The organism is Polaromonas sp., assembly GCF_029945895.1.
Taxonomy (GTDB): domain Bacteria; phylum Pseudomonadota; class Gammaproteobacteria; order Burkholderiales; family Burkholderiaceae_C; genus Polaromonas.
The window spans coordinates 35,406-52,211 of the sequence record NZ_JAQSDL010000092.1; the positions used below are offsets into that span (position 1 = coordinate 35,406).

Annotated in this window: 16 protein-coding genes; 2 read left to right on the plus strand and 14 right to left on the minus strand. The window is 62.9% G+C overall.

The annotated features are described in order from the left end of the window. From PSV33_RS13515 to PSV33_RS13545, 7 genes are all read right to left on the minus strand, one after another. Positions 1 to 1,203, minus strand: a complete 1,203-nt coding sequence (locus PSV33_RS13515; protein ID WP_300562630.1) for a type II secretion system F family protein — start codon at positions 1,201 to 1,203, stop codon at positions 1 to 3. Beyond that, positions 1,203 to 2,918, minus strand: a complete 1,716-nt coding sequence (locus PSV33_RS13520) for a GspE/PulE family protein (RefSeq protein WP_300562632.1) — start codon at positions 2,916 to 2,918, stop codon at positions 1,203 to 1,205. Before PSV33_RS13520 ends, PSV33_RS13515 begins: the two co-directional genes overlap by 1 nt. Next, complete coding sequence (locus PSV33_RS13525; protein ID WP_300562634.1) at positions 2,915 to 3,490, minus strand: tetratricopeptide repeat protein; 576 nt, start codon at positions 3,488 to 3,490, stop codon at positions 2,915 to 2,917. Before PSV33_RS13525 ends, PSV33_RS13520 begins: the two co-directional genes overlap by 4 nt. Before the next feature lie 1,136 nt (positions 3,491 to 4,626). After that, entirely contained in the window at positions 4,627 to 6,333 is a 1,707-nt protein-coding gene (gene mshL, locus PSV33_RS13530) for a pilus (MSHA type) biogenesis protein MshL (protein ID WP_300562636.1), read from the minus strand. 77 nt (positions 6,334 to 6,410) lie between these two features. After that, positions 6,411 to 7,856 (minus strand): AAA family ATPase, encoded by a 1,446-nt coding sequence (locus tag PSV33_RS13535; protein WP_300562638.1) that lies wholly within the window; start codon positions 7,854 to 7,856, stop codon positions 6,411 to 6,413. A 552-nt stretch (positions 7,857 to 8,408) separates the two neighbouring features. Beyond that, positions 8,409 to 9,047 (minus strand): CoA transferase subunit B, encoded by a 639-nt coding sequence (locus PSV33_RS13540; protein WP_096664899.1) that lies wholly within the window; start codon positions 9,045 to 9,047, stop codon positions 8,409 to 8,411. A gap of 99 nt (positions 9,048 to 9,146) precedes the next feature. Further along, entirely contained in the window at positions 9,147 to 9,851 is a 705-nt protein-coding gene (locus PSV33_RS13545) for a CoA transferase subunit A (protein ID WP_300562642.1), read from the minus strand. A 112-nt stretch (positions 9,852 to 9,963) separates the two neighbouring features. Between PSV33_RS13545 and PSV33_RS13550 the strand changes: the two genes are divergently transcribed. Then, the gene (locus PSV33_RS13550) at positions 9,964 to 10,518 is read left to right on the plus strand and encodes a PAS and helix-turn-helix domain-containing protein (protein WP_293595501.1); all 555 of its coding nucleotides are present in this window, start codon (positions 9,964 to 9,966) and stop codon (positions 10,516 to 10,518) included. 58 nt (positions 10,519 to 10,576) lie between these two features. Here the strand turns inward: PSV33_RS13550 and PSV33_RS13555 are convergent, their stop codons facing one another. The 6 genes from PSV33_RS13555 to PSV33_RS13580 form a co-directional block, all read right to left on the minus strand. Then, positions 10,577 to 12,070 (minus strand): bifunctional serine/threonine-protein kinase/universal stress protein, encoded by a 1,494-nt coding sequence (locus tag PSV33_RS13555; RefSeq protein ID WP_300562644.1) that lies wholly within the window; start codon positions 12,068 to 12,070, stop codon positions 10,577 to 10,579. After that, positions 12,067 to 12,819, minus strand: coding sequence for a metallophosphoesterase family protein (locus tag PSV33_RS13560; RefSeq protein ID WP_300562646.1), 753 nt, complete (start codon positions 12,817 to 12,819; stop codon positions 12,067 to 12,069). The genes PSV33_RS13555 and PSV33_RS13560 overlap by 4 nt, the downstream gene beginning before the upstream one ends. Positions 12,820 to 13,044: 225 nt before the next feature. Beyond that, entirely contained in the window at positions 13,045 to 13,404 is a 360-nt protein-coding gene (locus tag PSV33_RS13565; protein WP_300562648.1) for an HPF/RaiA family ribosome-associated protein, read from the minus strand. 307 nt (positions 13,405 to 13,711) lie between these two features. Then, positions 13,712 to 14,050 (minus strand): hypothetical protein, encoded by a 339-nt coding sequence (locus tag PSV33_RS13570; protein WP_300562650.1) that lies wholly within the window; start codon positions 14,048 to 14,050, stop codon positions 13,712 to 13,714. A gap of 129 nt (positions 14,051 to 14,179) precedes the next feature. Continuing rightward, the gene (locus tag PSV33_RS13575; protein WP_300562651.1) at positions 14,180 to 15,097 is read right to left on the minus strand and encodes a hypothetical protein; all 918 of its coding nucleotides are present in this window, start codon (positions 15,095 to 15,097) and stop codon (positions 14,180 to 14,182) included. A 100-nt stretch (positions 15,098 to 15,197) separates the two neighbouring features. After that, positions 15,198 to 15,566 (minus strand): carboxymuconolactone decarboxylase family protein, encoded by a 369-nt coding sequence (locus tag PSV33_RS13580; RefSeq protein ID WP_300518610.1) that lies wholly within the window; start codon positions 15,564 to 15,566, stop codon positions 15,198 to 15,200. 136 nt (positions 15,567 to 15,702) lie between these two features. Here PSV33_RS13580 and PSV33_RS13585 point away from each other — a divergent pair, with 136 nt between their 5' ends. Continuing rightward, positions 15,703 to 16,278, plus strand: coding sequence for a peroxidase-related enzyme (locus tag PSV33_RS13585; RefSeq protein WP_300562652.1), 576 nt, complete (start codon positions 15,703 to 15,705; stop codon positions 16,276 to 16,278). Positions 16,279 to 16,349: 71 nt separating this feature from the next. On the opposite strand, the gene PSV33_RS13590 is transcribed toward PSV33_RS13585, so the two are convergent. After that, positions 16,350 to 16,769 carry a thioesterase family protein gene (locus tag PSV33_RS13590; RefSeq protein ID WP_300562654.1) on the minus strand — a complete coding sequence of 140 codons (420 nt, stop codon included), beginning with the start codon at positions 16,767 to 16,769 and terminating at the stop codon, positions 16,350 to 16,352. Between the last annotated feature and the right edge of the window lie 37 nt (positions 16,770 to 16,806).

Consider the following 16,806-nt stretch of genomic DNA (forward strand, 5'->3'; position numbering starts at 1 on the left):
TTAGAACTTGACCTTGGAAATCAGGTCGTAGATCGGCAGCATCACCGACGACATGATCCAGGCAATCATGCCGCCCAGCACCAGCGTCAGCACCGGCTGTATCAGCCCCTGGAGTTTTTCAATGGAATCATTGACTTCGCGGGTGTAGAAATAGCTGACATTTTCAAGCGCCTTGTCCAGGCCGCCAGTGCTTTCGCCGACCCGGATCATGCGGACCACCAGTGGCGGAAACAAGGTGGTTGCGGCGAAGGAGTCGGACACCTTTTGTCCCTGGGAAATGCTCAGTGCTGCGCCGCTGATCGCCTTTCGATAGGCCGCGTTGCCTGAAAGGCTCAGGCAGAACCCGAGCGAGTCGAGCACCGAAACGCCGCTTTTGTACATCAGGCCAAAAGACTTGGCAAAACGCGCCATGATGATCTTCTTGAGAATGGGGCCAAAGATGGGGGCCCGCAATTTGGCGCTGTCTATCCAGAGCCGGGCCGCCGGCGACAGGCGCACAGCGGTGATCCAAGTGGCCGCAACGAGAAAAATCACCAACGGAATGGTGTACCAGTAGTTGACCAGAAAGCCGGAAAAAGCCACCAGCGCACGCGTCTGGATGGGCACCGTGCCTCCCAGATTCTTGATGAAACCGATTAACTGCGGAACGAGGTAAATCATCAGAAAACCTACAGCGCCCAGCACCACAGTGCCGGCAAACACCGGGTACATCAGCAATTTTTTGGTCTGCGCGGCGATCTCGTCCGACCACTTCAGGCTTTCCACCAGTTCGGCCAGCACTTCCGGCAGCTTGCCCGTGGCTTCGCCGGTACGAATCAGGTTCACGTTGACCTTGTCGATGCCCGCAGGCGATTGTTCGAGCGCCTCCGACAGGCTGGCGCCGCCCTCGATGCGGTCCACCAGGTCCGAGATAAAGCGCCGCACGGTGGGTGTGTCGGCAGAGTCACGCAAATCGATCAGCGACTCAAACAGGGGCACACCCGCATGACTCATGGTCTGCATGTGGATGAAGATGTTGATCAGCTCCTTGCTCTCCAGCTTCTTGCGGGCAAACAGCGTGGCGGCCCGCACCGGCGTCGCCTTCAGCAGTTCCAGCTGCATGCGGCCCAGGCGCGCTTCCAGATCGGACTCGCTGGTGGCCGACTGGCGCCCCGAGATGGTCCGGCCTTCGGCCGTGATCGCGCGGTAGTTGAACTCCAGCATCAGTTGGCCAGCCGGGTCAGGTCCACCACGCGAGCCACCTCTTCGAGCGAGGTCGTGCCCGCCAGCACGCGGCCCAGTCCGTCCTCAGCCATGGTGGTGAAACCATTGCCGCGCGCGTGGGCCAGCAGTTCGGGGGTGCGGGCGTTGCGCGACAGCAGGTCATCCAGGCCCATGTCGAAGCGCAGCAACTCCATGATGCTGGTTCGCCCCTTGTAACCCTGGCTTTTGCAATGGCTGCAACCCACAGCGCGGTACAGGCTCAACGGCAGATGGTGCGCAACGCCCAGCAGCGATTTCTCAACGTCTCCCGCTTCGTAGGACTCCTTGCACTTGGGGCATAACAGGCGTATCAGGCGCTGCGCGACGATGCCGATCAGGTTGCCCGTCATCACGCTCACAGGAATGCCCAGGTCCAGCAGCCGGGCGATGGCCAGTACCGCCGAATTGGCGTGCAAGGTCGAAAACACCTGGTGGCCCGTCATGGCGGCGCGAAAAGCCATCTCGGCCGTTTCGTGGTCACGGATCTCTCCGACCAGAATGATGTCCGGATCCTGCCGCATCATGGAGCGGATGCCGTTGGCAAAATCCATCTTGGGATTGTCGGCAGCAGAAGCCTGGCGGATACGCGCCATCGGGTACTCGACCGGGTCCTCCAGCGTCATGATGTTGACGCTCTCGGTATTCATCTCATTGAGGATCGAGTACAGCGTGGTGGTCTTGCCGCTGCCGGTCGGTCCGGTCACGAGGATGATGCCGTAAGGCCGCGCGAGCATGAGCCGCAAGGTGTTCATGCGGTCGGCCGGCAGCCCCATCTTGTCCATCGGCACGATGGACTTGCGCCGGTCCAGCACACGCAGCACGAAGTTCTCGCCATGGATGGTCGGCTGCGCCGCCGCGCGAAAATCCACATCGTGACCGCGTATAACCATGGAAATACGCCCGTCCTGGGGTGCCCGTGTCTCGGCAATGTCCATACCCGACAGCACCTTGAGCCTGACCGACAACGCCGGCCAGTACTGCTTGTGCAGCACCCTGACCTGCCGCATCACACCGTCAATGCGGTAGCGGATGCGCAAAAAACCCTCTTCGGGTTCGAAGTGAATGTCGGAAGCCCCTTCGAGCACGGCGTCGGCCAGCAAAGCGTCGATGAGCCGGACAATCGGGTGCGCAAAAGCCTCGGCGCCCCGCATGGACAGCGCGCTGTCGTCCATCTTTCCGGTGCGCAGCCCCTTGAGGATGTCGTCGATGGACAGCACATAGCCGTAAAAGCGGTCGATGGCAGCCTTGATGTCGGCCTTCGACGCGAGCCGCCAGCGCAGCGATATGTCGGCAGGCACGGCGGAGCGGCACTGGTCCATGGCCACAACGTCGTTGGTATCGCTGATGGCCACTGTGAGCTGCCGGCTCTCGTCGTCAAAACCAACCGGGAAAACGTCGTAGTTCTGCGCCAGCGTCTTCGGGATGAGCTTGATCGCCCCGTCGTCGGGGACCATGTCGTCGAGCCGGATGGCTTCGGTGGCACTGGCCGCTGCCATGATGGCCGTGAGGTCATCGAGCGACAACATGCCCAGGCTAACCAGGATGTCGCCGAAAGAGCCACCGCGTTTTTCGCGCTCGGTCCAGGCAATCTCGGCCTGGTCGTGGGTGATCAGGCCGCTGCGCTCGAGCTCAAGGTAAAACGACGTCGGGTTGTAGACGTCGAGTTTTGCGCTCATCGGGAGCCCCCCGCAACTGCGCTCGCCTTTAATGCCGCCAGCCTGGTGCGCGCGCTGGTTTCATCGAACCCCGAGGCCCGGCCCTGGGCCAGCCCGATCGCTGTTTCGTAATACTGCGCCGCGAGGCCCGACTTGCGCAAGTGATCCAGCGTGACCGCCAGGTTGTAGGCAAATTGCGGCTCCTGGGGCGCCGCCGAATGGGCCTTGAAAAACAGGGGTTGAGCCTCGGACCAACGCTTTTCGCCGGACAGGACCAGCCCCAGGGCATTGTTCAGGTCGGCCTCCTGCGGGGAGCGGGCCAGCATTTCCCTGAGCCTGGACTCCTGCTGGGGCTCGCCGGCGTTGGTGATCAGGCTGCTGAGCCCGGCGAGCGCCGTGGCGTTTTGCGGCTCCAGGCGCAAGACCCGTTTGTAGGCATCCATGGCGGGTTCGCGCTGGTTGTCGGCATGCGCGATAACGGCCAGACCGAGCCATGCATCACGCTGTGTCGGATCGGCCCTCAGAACCTCTTGATAAAGCCGGATCGCTTCGGAGGTCTTGCCCGCCTGGTAGGCCGCGTAGGCGGCGTCCATGAGCGAAGCAGGCTTTGCAGCATTCGAGCGCAAGGCTACCCCCGCCGCTGCGGAGGCAACGTCCGACCCGCGGCGACCGTCGCCGCTGGCTGGCGGCTGCCTGGCCACGGCGCTGCGCGCAGGACTTTGCGCTGGCTCGCGCGGACGAGGCGCCACAGCCACAGCACGAGAGGAGGGGACGGTTGCGTCGCGAGCCGCCCCTTGGGCGGGCGCCGGGACCATGCCGGCAACGGGCTGTGCAGCGGAAGGCAGGCTGTTGTGTGCCGCAGCAGCACCCGGTGTTTGACCGGCCGCAACTGGCAGGTTGCCGGGTACAGAAACCTCAGCAGTGGGCGCCGCGGATGCCACAGTCGCTGCAGCCTGGGGGGCGACAACGACCACCGTGGTCTTGCCTGCAACCAGGGTGCCGGACGACCCGAAAAGCGCATCTCCAAACAGAAGGAAAGCAGCCACCGGCAATGCCACCACCAGCGCCACGGCGACAAGCACCCACTGGCGTCGCTGCGGCCTGGCCGGCACCTTCCGCGCGCCCGCACCGGCCATTGCGCCGGCGGCAGAGATCGCCTGGCGCTGCGTAGTTCCCGTCAGGGGCGGGGCCCGTTCCAGGGACCCTGCCGCTGCTGGCGTTGCGTCGGGAGCGGGGGACACAGGGGCTCGCGTAGCGAAGGGCCCGGTTGAGGGCCGCACCGGTTCGCGTGCCGCCTGGGCGGCAGCCCAGCCCCCGGAGACAGGCGCCGTAGTTTGCCCGGCTTCTGTGCCGGTTGGCCGGGCATAACGTCCATACGGTTGAATAGGCGTGCGGGGATCGGCAACCGGGGCGACGGCCGCGGCTTGCGGCGACGGCGCGGCGTCTGCAGCTTCGTCCGACACCAGGGTCAGGTCCGGAAAATCACTCTCAGCCGCTTGTACCAGTGGCGTCGTACTTGCCTGCGCAACGGCCACGGCCGGCTCCGGGTCAGGGGACGAAACCGGCGTCTGCGCCTGCAGGGTCAACTCCGGCCCGGATGCCTGCGCAGGGTCAGGCGGGGTGTTTCCATCGGAAGCCATGGGCACCGGGCCTGCGCTGGCTACTGACGCGTCAAGCTTGCGCTTGCGGGAGTCCTCCTCTGCCCGCCGGAGCGCGTCGAGCAGCAAGCTCATGGCCTGCGCCCCACAGGGACCGGTGTACCGATGGAAAGCTGGCTCCGGATAAAGGAAGCGTCGCCATCAATGCTCGAATCACGCAGGATGGTGGGTCGCAGGAAGATGACCAGTTCGCTCTTGTTGGACTGATTGCTGCGCAGCTTGAACAGCTCGCCAACAACAGGAACGTCGCCCACACCGGGAATCTGGTCCGTGGCGTTGCTGCGGTCGTCCTGCATGAGTCCGCCCAGCACGGCGGTTTCGCCGTCTCGTACTTTCATGATGGACTCGAACTCGCGCGTCTGTATTTCAGGAATCCGGTTGGTGATGCCGGCAAGCGCCAGAGCGGGACTGGGATCGTTCGCGTAGCTCGTGATGCGTGACACCGACGGCCGCAGGTTCAGAGTGATCTCGTTGTCATCGCCTACCTGCGCCGTCACATTCATCAGGAAACCGACCGGCACGGTATTGATGGTGGTGGTGTACACCGCTGCCGTGGCGGCAACACCCAACGAAGCTGGTGTTCCGGGCGTCACGGAGATGGTGAAATACACCTTGTTATCCACCACCTTGAGCAGGGCAGTCTGGTTGTTCATGACGCTGACTTTGGGGCTTGAAAGAACGCGTGTTTTACCAAAGGATTCGAGCAATCGAACCGCCGCCCCAAGGTCGGTCTTGCTCCCGGTCCGTAAAGCTGAAAACATTCCCAGAAATGGCGGGTTCACCCCTGTCGACAATGCCGTTCCACCACCGGGAAACATGGACAATCCGAGTTGAGTCCCTCCGGGAGCAACCGCGTTTCGTATCACCGTCCAATTGATGCCTTGCTGGTAGTCATTGGTCAGCGCCACTTCAACAATCGTGGCCTCGATCAGTACCTGGCGTCTGGCATTGCCGACCACCTGGTCAAGAAATTCGCGTACGCGCGCATGCTGCTTGCCCGTGGCGCGAACACTGATCACGCCGGTCTCCGGATTGGCGATGACCGATGCGGCTTCACGGTACATCGGCTGCGGTGCGGCAGCAGCCGCTGGCGCAGCGGTGCCGGTGATGGTTCGCGCGGCAGCGCCCAACGCTCCGGCCACGGAAGCGGCAGGTGCCGGCGCAGCGGGTGCTGCAGCAGGTGCAGCGGCAGCCGTCGTTTCAATGACTTTGTCGGTCTCCCGGAGCAGGTCACGGATGTTTTCCGTGAGCGTGACCCAGAACCGGTTGTTGGAGGTGTTTCGAATCGACGCGGACGAGGAGTTGCCGGTACCCGAAGCCGTGCCCTGCCCCGTGGTCGCGACCTGCGACTCGGAACCCGTGCTGCTGACCGAATCGCGGGAGATGTTGGGATAGTCCGCCTTGTACAGGCGCAAAAACGGCGCATCGGGCAGCACGAACAGGTTTTTCCCGTCCAGTTCGTAGCGCATGTCCACCTGCCGTGCAATGCGATCCAGAAGCTCGGAAATGGTTTGATCCAGCGCATTGAGCGTGACGGTGCCGGTGATGCCCGGATGAACATCAAGGTTCAATTTGGCATCGCGGGCCAATGCAAACAGCAGGGTCTGAACATTGACGTTGCTGACCACCACGCTGTAGGTTTCCTGCGGCTTGACCGCCCGGGGTGCGGGCAGACGAGGTGCACCGGCCGAAAGCGGAGGAATGCTGATGACGTCTGCGGGAGCCTGGGCGAGCGGCGGGACCGTGGAGGGCTCCTCGACCAGATGTCCTTTCGACATGGGCGGCGGCGGTGTTGCACAGCCTGCAAGCACCAGTACGGCCAGCAAGATTGGCTTCCAGACGGGGCAAAAGGTTTTCAAGGGGCAGGTTCCTTACGGATGGCGTCGAGGCTGCGTACAACGGGGTTGTAGCGCCTGATGGCGCCAGGAGCAGATTGTATGAACTCCAGGGCATCCGCACGGGTTTCGAAGTGCCCGGCATAAAGGGCGTGAAAAAGCTGGCGCTGATAGAGCCGGTTGTGCACGAGCACCGGCACGGCAGGCTGCGCTGCGCCGTTCAGCGCTGCCTGGATTTCATTGGCCATTGCCAGCACTTCGGCATCGCGGGGGGCGCGCTGGGACAACAACTGAACCGTGAACCCCTTGGTGGAAGGTCTGGCAATGAACTCGTCCGTGACCTGCATGCGAACGGCCAGGGCGTTGTCCTTCAGCTTCGCAACCAGCGCCGGCTCAGCGATGGGCGCTCCTGTGGCGACAGGCGACGGTGGCACCGGGACCGGGACAGGAGATGCCGGACTGGCGGCAGGGGCGCTCGGCGGAGCTGGCGCAACAGCCAGAACAGGACCGGGAGCCACCGGAGCGACCGGGGCAAGCTGCGATGGCGACGAGGGCGACGGTTTTGCTGCGGGTATAGAAGAAGGCTCCGGGGCCATCGGCAACGTCACCGGCTGGGTCACGGCCACCCGTTCGCGCCTGTCCATGCCGCCTCCGCTGCCCAGAAGATAACCGGCGCCCAAGGCCACCAGGACCCCGAGGCCTGCCGGTGCAAACCTGCGCCACAGACTCGAGGACGGGTCACCCGCGTTTGCGGGAAACAGCGCAGCGCGCCGGGAGGTCGGCAGGCTGTCCCCAACCGCGCGGCGAACCTGTTCAATACCCACTTGCGGCACACCCTCCGCATACGCCGCCAGCATGGACTTGTCGGCCAGCATGTTGAGTTTGCGGGTACGGCCCTCGGAGGCCTGCACCAGCAGGCGCAACGCGGCAGCGTCAAACAGCTCGCCCCCCTTCCACCCGGCCTTGTGCAGGCGAAACATCAGGTAAGCCGACGCCTCCTGGGCATTGAGCGGCTGCAGTTCGAACCGGTGACTGATCCTGTCCTTGACCTGCCTGAGCTGTGGTGCGGCCAGCAACTCGTCAAGCTCGGGCTGGCCAAACAACACGATTTTGAGAAGCTTGTTCTGGGTCGTTTCCAGGTTGGACAACAGGCGGATTTCCTCCAGCGTCGTCGCCGGCATGCTGTGCGCCTCGTCGATCACGACCACCACGCGCCGGCCCTGCGAGTAACGCTCGATGAGCACGGATTCCAGCGCTGCCAGCATGTGCGCCCGGTTGCCTTGCGGTGGCTCGGGCATCAGATCATGGGCAATCGCACCCAGAATCTCGTCGCGGTCAAAAACCGGGTTGGCCAGATAAACGGTGTCCGACGGCAAGGGCCGCAGCCGCTCCAGAAGCATCCTGCTGAGCATGGTTTTGCCCATGCCGATTTCACCCACCACGCTCACGATTCCCTCGTCATGCATGGATGCAACGATCAAACCTTCAAGAATGTCGCCGCGCTGCCCCCCGGTAAAAAAGAGTCCGGTGTCGGGTGTAATGCGAAAAGGATCCGTCGACAAGCCGAAGTGATCTAGGTAAAGAACACTCATGTTTTCAATTACTTGTTAAGGAATGCTCACGTGGTGCGCGGTCATGTTGGTGACGACTCAAGCAAGGATTATGCGTTTGAAACCGAAAATGCAAAATTTTGTTACACGTCAGACGGGCGCAACTGTTGCATTCCGGGAATATCGGCGCGGCGGTGGGCGGCCGCCACCAGGCCTGCCTTGCGTGCGAAGCAGCGGGACTCCGCCGCGGGCGACGGGAGTCCTGATCTTGAGTTTTGATGAAACGGCATGGGACCGCCCAAAGGGGCTGACCCCGGGATGCCAATCCCCAAGGATGGGGCGCAGGCACAAGGCCCGATCGATGCTCCCCCCTCAAGCCGCTATCAAGCTGCCATCACGGGGCTGCTTGGGGAAGTCGTGTCGTCGTCAGACAGCGCAAAACGCAGGCTGACGACGGGGGGCGGCGGCTCAGAGCAGCTTGCAGCCAGTCTTGGCCTGCAGGGCCTCACGGGTGACGCCAGGAGCCAGTTCCACGACTTTCAGGCCCTCCGGCGTGACGTCCATCACGGCCAGGTCGGTGATGATGCGGTCCACCACGCCAACGCCGGTCAGGGGCAAGGTGCATTTTTCGAGGATTTTCAGGTCTTCGGTGCCGTCTTTTTTCTTCGCGACATGCTCCATCAGGATGATCACGCGCTTGACACCGGCCACCAGGTCCATGGCTCCGCCCATGCCCTTGATCATCTTGCCCGGAATCATCCAGTTGGCCAGATCGCCGTGTTCGCTGACCTGCATGGCCCCGAGGATGCTGAGGTTGATCTTGCCGCCGCGGATCATGGCAAAGCTGTCGTGGCTGCCGAAAATCGACGATCCCTTGATGGTGGTCACGGTCTGCTTGCCGGCGTTGATCAGGTCGGCATCGACCTCGTCCTCATACGGGAAGGGACCAATGCCCAGCATGCCGTTTTCGCTTTGCAGCCACACCTCGATGTGGTCGGGCACGAAGTTGGCCACCAGCGTCGGGATGCCGATGCCGAGGTTCACGTAAAAACCGTCTTCGAGTTCCTGCGCCGCTCGCGCGGCCATTTGGTCCTGGGTCCATGCCATGATTAAGCCTCCTGCCGAGCGGCCTCAAAGGAGGCTTGCGCCCCCTTGGGGGGCAGAGAGAACACGAAGTGTCGAACGTGGGGGTTCATATCTTTCTCCTCAAACTTTACGGTCGCGGGTGGTGCGCTTTTCAATGCGCTTCTCGGGCGTGGGGTTGTGCACGATGCGGTGCACGTAGATGCCGGGCAGGTGGATGTCGTCGGGCGCCAGTTCGCCGGTGGCAACGATGCGCTCCACTTCCACGATGCAGATCCTGCCTGCCATGGCTGCGGCCGGGTTGAAGTTGCGCGCCGTCAGGTTGAAGCGCAGGTTGCCCGAGCGGTCGGCAATGTCAGCCTTGACCAGCGCCACATCAGGCACCAGCGAGCGTTCCATCAGGTAGGTTTCACCATCAAACTCGCGCAGTTCCTTGCCCTCGGCGACCAGGGTACCGACACCGGTTTTTGTGAAAAATGCCGGGATGCCGGCGCCGCCCGCGCGCAGCTTCTCGGCCAGAGTGCCCTGCGGCGTGAACTCCAGTTCCAGCTCGCCAGCCAGGTACTGGCGCTCGAACTCCTTGTTCTCACCCACATAGCTGGAAATCATTTTTTTGATCTGCCGGGTCTCCAGCAACTTGCCCAGGCCGAAACCGTCCACACCGGCGTTGTTGGAAATCACGGTGAGGTTTTTGACCTGACTGGTCTTGAGCGCTTCGATCAGGGCCTCGGGAATGCCGCACAGGCCGAAACCACCGACAGCCATCAGCTGACCGTCCTTGACGACACCCTTGAGGGCCTCATCGGCGGAGGGGAAAATTTTATTCACAGAAATCTCCTGCAGAGCTTCGACACGAACTTCAAAAGCATTACGATACTACTTATCGACATACGTAGTTATCCCTAAAGTCAAACCCGCACGCCCGCTTACCTGCACCACCATGGACATTGATTACCGGCTGGCATTCGACATGGCTCCCGTGGGCCTGGTGCTTTCGCGCAACCGCGCCATTGTCGACTGCAACCAGCATCTGTGCGAGATGTTTGGCGCCACACGCGAGCAACTCACCGGCCAGTCGTTCCAGATCCTTTACCCGAGCGCGGATGAATATGAGCGCATAGGCGCGCGCATGCTGCCCATTCTCAACGCCAAGGGGCATTACGCCGACGACCGCATCATGAAACGCGTGGACGGCCGCCTCAAGGGCGAGACCTTCTGGTGCCATGTCACGGGGCGTGCGCTGAACCGGGCCTCACCGCACGAGTCCGGCATCTGGACCTTCGAAGACCTCAGCTCGCGCCGGCCCGTCAAGGCCGAACTCACCGCGCGCGAGCGCGAGGTCGCCGCGCACCTGATGGACGGCCTGACGTCCAAGGAGATCGGCCGCGCCCTCGTCATCAGCCACCGCACGGTGGAAATCTACCGGGCCCGGCTGATGCGCAAGTACAAGGCATCAACAACCGCTGACCTGGTGCACAAGCTGATGGCGGGCTGAGCCGGACGCTCTTTTATTGATAGCAGCTTCCGCTTTCCTGCAAAGGGCCACCGGCTTCCTAGATCGTCACCCTGGAAACACGCGCCGGCTTTTCGTCCACGGCGTCCTGTGCGTAACTGTCCTCTGTCGCGGCCAGCTGGCCGAACGGCAGCGCCTGCTTGACCAGCACCACGGTGCACGGCGCTGCCATGGCGACCCGGATGGGCACCGTGGCCAGCAGCCGCTGCATCTGCAGCCCGTGGGTCGCCGCGCCCATCACGATCATGCTGACCTGGTTGCCTTGCGCATAACGCAGCAGGGCCTGAGCGACGTCACCGTTTTCGAGAATGTGGAAGGACACCGTCTGGCCGCTCAGGTCCAGCGGCTGGGCCCATTGCCGCAGCATGCCGAGGTAGCGCCGGTGAACCGTGGTCTCGCTGGAGGCAGCATCGTGGCCCGGCGTTTCACCGGGGTTAATCACACTCACACAGGCGAGCCGGGCGCCAGGCACGGTACCGAGGGCACGCGACACCGCTTCGCGCAGCGAATACAGGGTGGCATCACTCACATCGCGGTTGGGGACGGCCACCATGATGATGGGCACCGCGTCAATCAGCCGGGACGGTAAGGCGCTGGGCTGATAGTGCATGCCGGCGGCGCGCACCCAGCGTTTCAGGTGCGCCCAGAACCCGGTGGCCCGGTCGCGCCGCCCACGGTCGGTCACCTGCACCTGCTGCGGGTGCGAGAGATCAAAAGCCAGATGCGCGGCAGACGCGTAACGCCGCGCCGCCTCCGGTTCCAGGCAGCGCAGGATCACTTCCTGCAGCCATTCGGGCAGCTCGGGGCGCCACTTGCGCGGCGGCACCGGGTCCATCCACAGGCGCTGGCGCAGTCCGCCACGGGTCTGCGGATTGCCAAAAGGAAGCTCGCGCGTGGCCATTTCATACAGCATGACACCGATGGCAAAAATGTCGCTGCGCGGGTCACCGCGCACGCCCACCACCTGCTCGGGCGCCATCCAGGTCGGTGACCCCACGGCGGGCCGCAACTCCTCGGCCAGCAGGTCCGGATAGTGGGCGTGGCAGGACAGGCCGAAGTCAAGCAGCACCGCCCGGCCGTCCGGCCGTATCAATACATTGGCCGGCTTCAGGTCCAGGTGGCAGACGTCCTGCAGGTGCAGGCTGTGCGCGGCCTGCGCCACGGCCGCGCCCAGCCGGGCGATCTCGTCAGCGGCCAGCGGCGCGGGCTCGTCATCCAGCCACTGCTGCAGGGTGCGCCCGGGCACCTCTTCCATGACCAGGTAAGGCAGCTTCGCCAGGTCGCCGGCGGCCACCAGGCGCGGCACGTGGGGACCGGTGAGCACCGACAGGATCTGCAGCTCCACCTCAAACCCGACGATGTTCTCCGCCCCGTCGCCCTCCGTCATGCGCGGCACCTTCATGACCATCGGAAACGGTTCGCGCTGCGCAACGCCGGCATAAGCGACCTGGTAGATGTGGGCCATGCCGCCGGCATGCAGGCAGTCACCGACCTGGAAACCGTCAATCACCGTCCCGGGGGCCAGCAGCTTCACAAGCCACGCTCCAGCCGTTTGGCAAAATCCTCCGGCAGCCCCGCAGCCCGGACATCCGCCGCGGCCGCGAGGTGGTCATAGGCGACACGGTGAAAGGTGAGCTCGGCGCGGGCCGGATCGAACATCGCATACATCGCGTCGGTGTTGCCATCACGCGGCTGCCCGACAGAGCCCACGGTGGCAATCCAGCGGCGATGTGGCGGTAGCGGGATGGTTACGCCCGCTGTCGGCTCAAAGCGCAGCAGTCTCTGGCTGGCGCCCCGGAAATACAGGGTTTGGTGGTGCACATGGCCGCCAAAAACATAACGCACCCGCGTGTCGGCGCAGGCCGCATCAAGGCTGGCCTCGGCGCGATGTCCGCTGTCGACATACAGCCACCGCTGCGGCGCATCGGCGCTGGCATGCACAAAAAAAGCAGCGCCGTCAGTGGCGGTCAGCGGCAGGCCAGCGAGGAAATCCAGGTCAGCGGGCTGCAGTTGTGAGCGGGTCCACGCCGCGCCGCTCGGGTCCATCTTGCCGGCCTGGGCGAGTGGCGTCGCCGCCATTGCGTCGTGGTTGCCCTGCAGGACGATGGCACCTTCCTGCGCCAGCTCACGCATCCGGCGCACTACCTGCGCGGGCTGGGCCCCGTAACCCACCAGATCGCCAAGCACGGCGAAACGCTGCGCGCCCCGGGCGGCGGCATGGTCCATGCACGCGTCAAGCGCGCGCAGGTTGGCATGAATGTCGGACAGCAGGGCAGTTTTCATGGCTGGTGGGGCCCATCATCGGCCCTGAAGCTGATACCAGGCTTGCATCTGGAGGCCGCCGGTAGAGCTCGCCCGCCAGCCTGCGGGCGGTTACATCGGGCGGCCATTGCTATTTTATTGATAGCTAGCCGCGCTTGCAGTCATTGGGCTGGAGGCCAAAAACACCTCAAACCAGCAGCAGATTCACGGAAATCTGCCGGCAACCGGCTCTGGCTGCCTGCAAGGTCAGAGGGCTTCCGGGTCGGGCTCACGGCGGATGGAATCCCGTGACCGGTGGTCGCGCAGCTTGTCCAGCGTGTGTTCGAGCACACGCTTGAGTTTCTCGCTCGCGCCCCGGAAGGCTTCGTCCTGGCTGGAGGCATGGTGGTTGACGGCCAGCGGCTCGTGGTGCGCAAGCCGCGCCTCGATCATGCAGCGCTTGTGGTCGGCGCTGACCTTGTCGCTGTTCTCGTCGCTCATGTGCACCTCGATGCGGGTGATGTCGTCCTTGAAGCGGCTCAGCGATGCGTTGAGTTCCGTGCTCGCCCACCGCTCAAACGACTCACCGGTGTGGATCGTGTGGTTGGAGTTGACTTGAACTTGCATGTGTTTTTTCCTTTCAGGGTCTGCAACCCGCAGCGTGAAGGCCGGGCTGCCATGAAGTCACACAGTGGTGACTGGAAATTCATTGTGCGCCCTGCCCGCCCGAGGGCGTGTAGTCCGCATTCCCCCGCAGCAGTAGGGTGACTCAAAAACCAGCACGATTTTCAAGGCACCGTCTGCCGGCCAAAGGCGCTGGAGCCCGGGACATTTTTGTACGCTGCACTGCGAGAAAACAGACGACCACTGTTGACGCATCACAAAAAAAAGCGGGCCCCGCAGGGCCCGCTTTTCAGTCACCAGCCAGGCTGGCTCATTTTTCCCCGGAAGGAATCTCGCCTTTCTTGAGGGCGTCAGCGGCTGTGGCTTTGCGCTTGGCCTTGGCTGCATCGCGCTCCTGCTTGGTAGCTGCCTTGGCGGTGCCGACACCTTTTTCCTCGGCTGCACGCGGCGTGACGGCCTTGTGGGCTGCAGCGGCGCCTTCCTCTTTGCGCGCGGCCTTGGCCGTGGCTTTTTCAGCAGGCGTCGCCTTGGGCATGGTCTGACCCTTGGACTGTTCAGGGTCGGCTTCGCCGCCTTTGGTCTGGGCGAAGGCACTCACGGCCAACATCTGGGCAAGAACGATACTCAGGGGAAGCAATACTTTTTTCATGAGAAATCTCCGGGGGTGGTTGATGAACGAGAAAATTCAGCATTTCACGCTACTGACTTTCATATCTTGAGATTTATCAACTGGACAGCATGAACCAGAACCGCCCACTGCGGTGCATGCGGCTTCTGCCTAAGGTGCTGTCTGTTGCCGCTGGTACTCCTTGCGTTTCATGTCGAGGTAGGCGGCACGCTCGACCTCATGCAACTGGCGGGCATATTTCTCGGTCGCTGCGAACCAGGCTTCCAGGCCTTTCTCGAAGCGCTGCGGCAGTGGCGCCGAAAGCGCATCAAGGTAGGACTCGATCGCAAGGTAGTAGCGCATCGTGTTTCGCTCCACCACGCCGCGCACCCCGCCGATGAGTTCTGGAGGCTGACCGGGCATGCCCGCTGTGGTCTGGGTGAACCCGACCTTTCCCCGGCCCAGGGTTGCCAGATAAAACTGCATGGCGACGCGCCCCGTGCGCCCATAGGCGAACGAGTACCTCATGTGAATGAAGCTTTGCCTTTCCGATATCGGGATGGCCTCCAGCAGGATCCGGTAGTCTTGTGTGTCCAGTGGACCATCAGCAGCTTCAAGCTCTATATCCAGGTAGTCCGCCTCTGCGGCCACCTTGCGGTAGGAAAAAAGAACCGTGGACGCCTCGACCAGGGGCTGGTCATGCTTGCGACCGAGTCGCACATCCAGCTGAGTGCCTGCCGCGGCGGGGCGGGCACGGCAGAACTTGATGTTCAGATGCAGGATCAGCATGTCACACCAGTGCCCGGGATCGCTCAGCTCGGTGCGGACCGTTCCGAACGGATGCTTGACCAAGGCGTAGACATCACCCTCCAGTTGCCCGGTGCTTTCACTCGACACCAGGTACAAGGGCCCCTGAAACTGATTGCTGGCAAGTTGCGGGCCCAGGGCGACGTGCCTGGCACGCAAGCCGGCAGGCCCCAGCGCCTGCGATCCCCCGGCGCCCCATGCAGGCATGAACAGCCCCAGCCAGAGCGGCAGCACAATCGAGTAGCGGCTGGCCCGCCGGACCGCATGGATGAACCACATCATGCTGTCCATTATTGGCAGCCGTTTCGCCCCGGACTTTGCGGCAGATCATGACCCGTCGCAATTACCGTGCAGGAAAACCCATCCTGCCGCGGCGCTCCCCCTACTTGCCGTCGATCACCTCGGCCGCGCTGCGGAAGGCGTCCACCGCCGTGGGCACACCGCAATAAACGGCGGCATGCAACAACACTTCCTGAATCTCCGCAGCCGTTGCGCCGTTGTTGAGCGCACCACGCACATGCGCCTTGAGTTCATGCTGCTTGCCGAGCGCCGTGAGCATGGCCACGGTGATCAGGCTTCGCGTCTTGCGCTCCAGACCCGGCCGCTGCCAGACATCGCCCCAAGCCTTGGCGGTGATGTGTTCCTGAATGGGTCGGGTGAAGTCGGTGACATTGGCGAACGCGTTGCTTACGAAGTCTTCGCCCATCACCTGCTTGCGGGTGGCGAGGCCTTTGTCGAATTGGGAATCCATGGGTCAGGTTCTCCTTGGCAAATCGCCAGCATAGCCGCTGATGTCCCCTTCAGCCTGCGCCGACATGCCAAACCCTCAAAGTCACCCCGAGCTGAACGTATCATTGCCGCACCATTCACCAGCAATGAGACAAACCATGACCACGAGATATCCCCTGCCCGACCTCAATACCCTGCCCGATGACATCAAGGCCAAAGTGCTGGAGGTGCAGGAAAAAGCCGGCTTTGTCCCCAATGTTTTTCTGGCGCTGGCGCGCCGCCCGGCGGAGTGGCGTGCCTTTTTTGCCTACCACGACGCTTTGATGTTGCGCGAGGAGTCGGGCCTGAGCAAAGGCGACCGCGAGATGATCGTGACCACCACGAGTGCGGCCAACCACTGCCTGTATTGCGTGGTGGCGCATGGCGCCCTCCTGCGGATCTACGAGAAAAAACCGCTGGTGGCCGACCAGGTGGCGGTGAACTACCGCAAGGCCGACATCACGCCGCGCCAGCGCGCCATGCTGGACTTCGCAATGAAGGTCTGCCAGACGTCGGACCAAGTGGAAGAAGCCGACTTTGCCGCGCTGCATGCCCACGGCTTCAACGACGAGGACATCTGGGACATCGCTGCCATCACCGCCTTCTTCGGCCTGTCGAACCGCATCGCAAGCTTCTCCAGCATGATGCCCAACCCCGAGTTCTACCTGATGGGCCGGCTGCCGAAGCAGAAGTAAGCAGGTTCAGTCGCTACTTATTTAATAGCTGTATCCGCCCATCCAGCAAGGGCTGGGTGCCGATTTGACGCCTAACCGACGATGGCGCGCATCCAGTCAGGCAAAGTGGCCGCCTTCTGGCTCGGGAAGTCCACCCAGATGGTGGTGGCGCCGCCGACGGCGTAGATCACGCCGGGCTGATCGACGCGCTCCATCGTGCCCCAGGTTTCGAAGGTGGTGCGACCCGGGTCGCTGGCATACATCCGGACCAGGACGTCGCCGGGGTATTCGAGCTGCTTGTAGAAATTGCAGAACGCATTGACGATAACCGGGCCTTCGCCTTTCGGATCGGGCACGCAGCCAATGGAATACATCCAGTCGATCCGCACCGTCTCCAGGTAACGAAAATAGCTGGCGTTGTTGACGTGGCCCATCGCGTCCATGTCGCCCCAGCGGATCGGCATGCGCATTTCGAAGACCAGTTTCTTGCTCTCGGGAATTTCAATTTTCATGGCGTTGTAAAGACGAGAGTCAAAAGGAAAAAAGCGG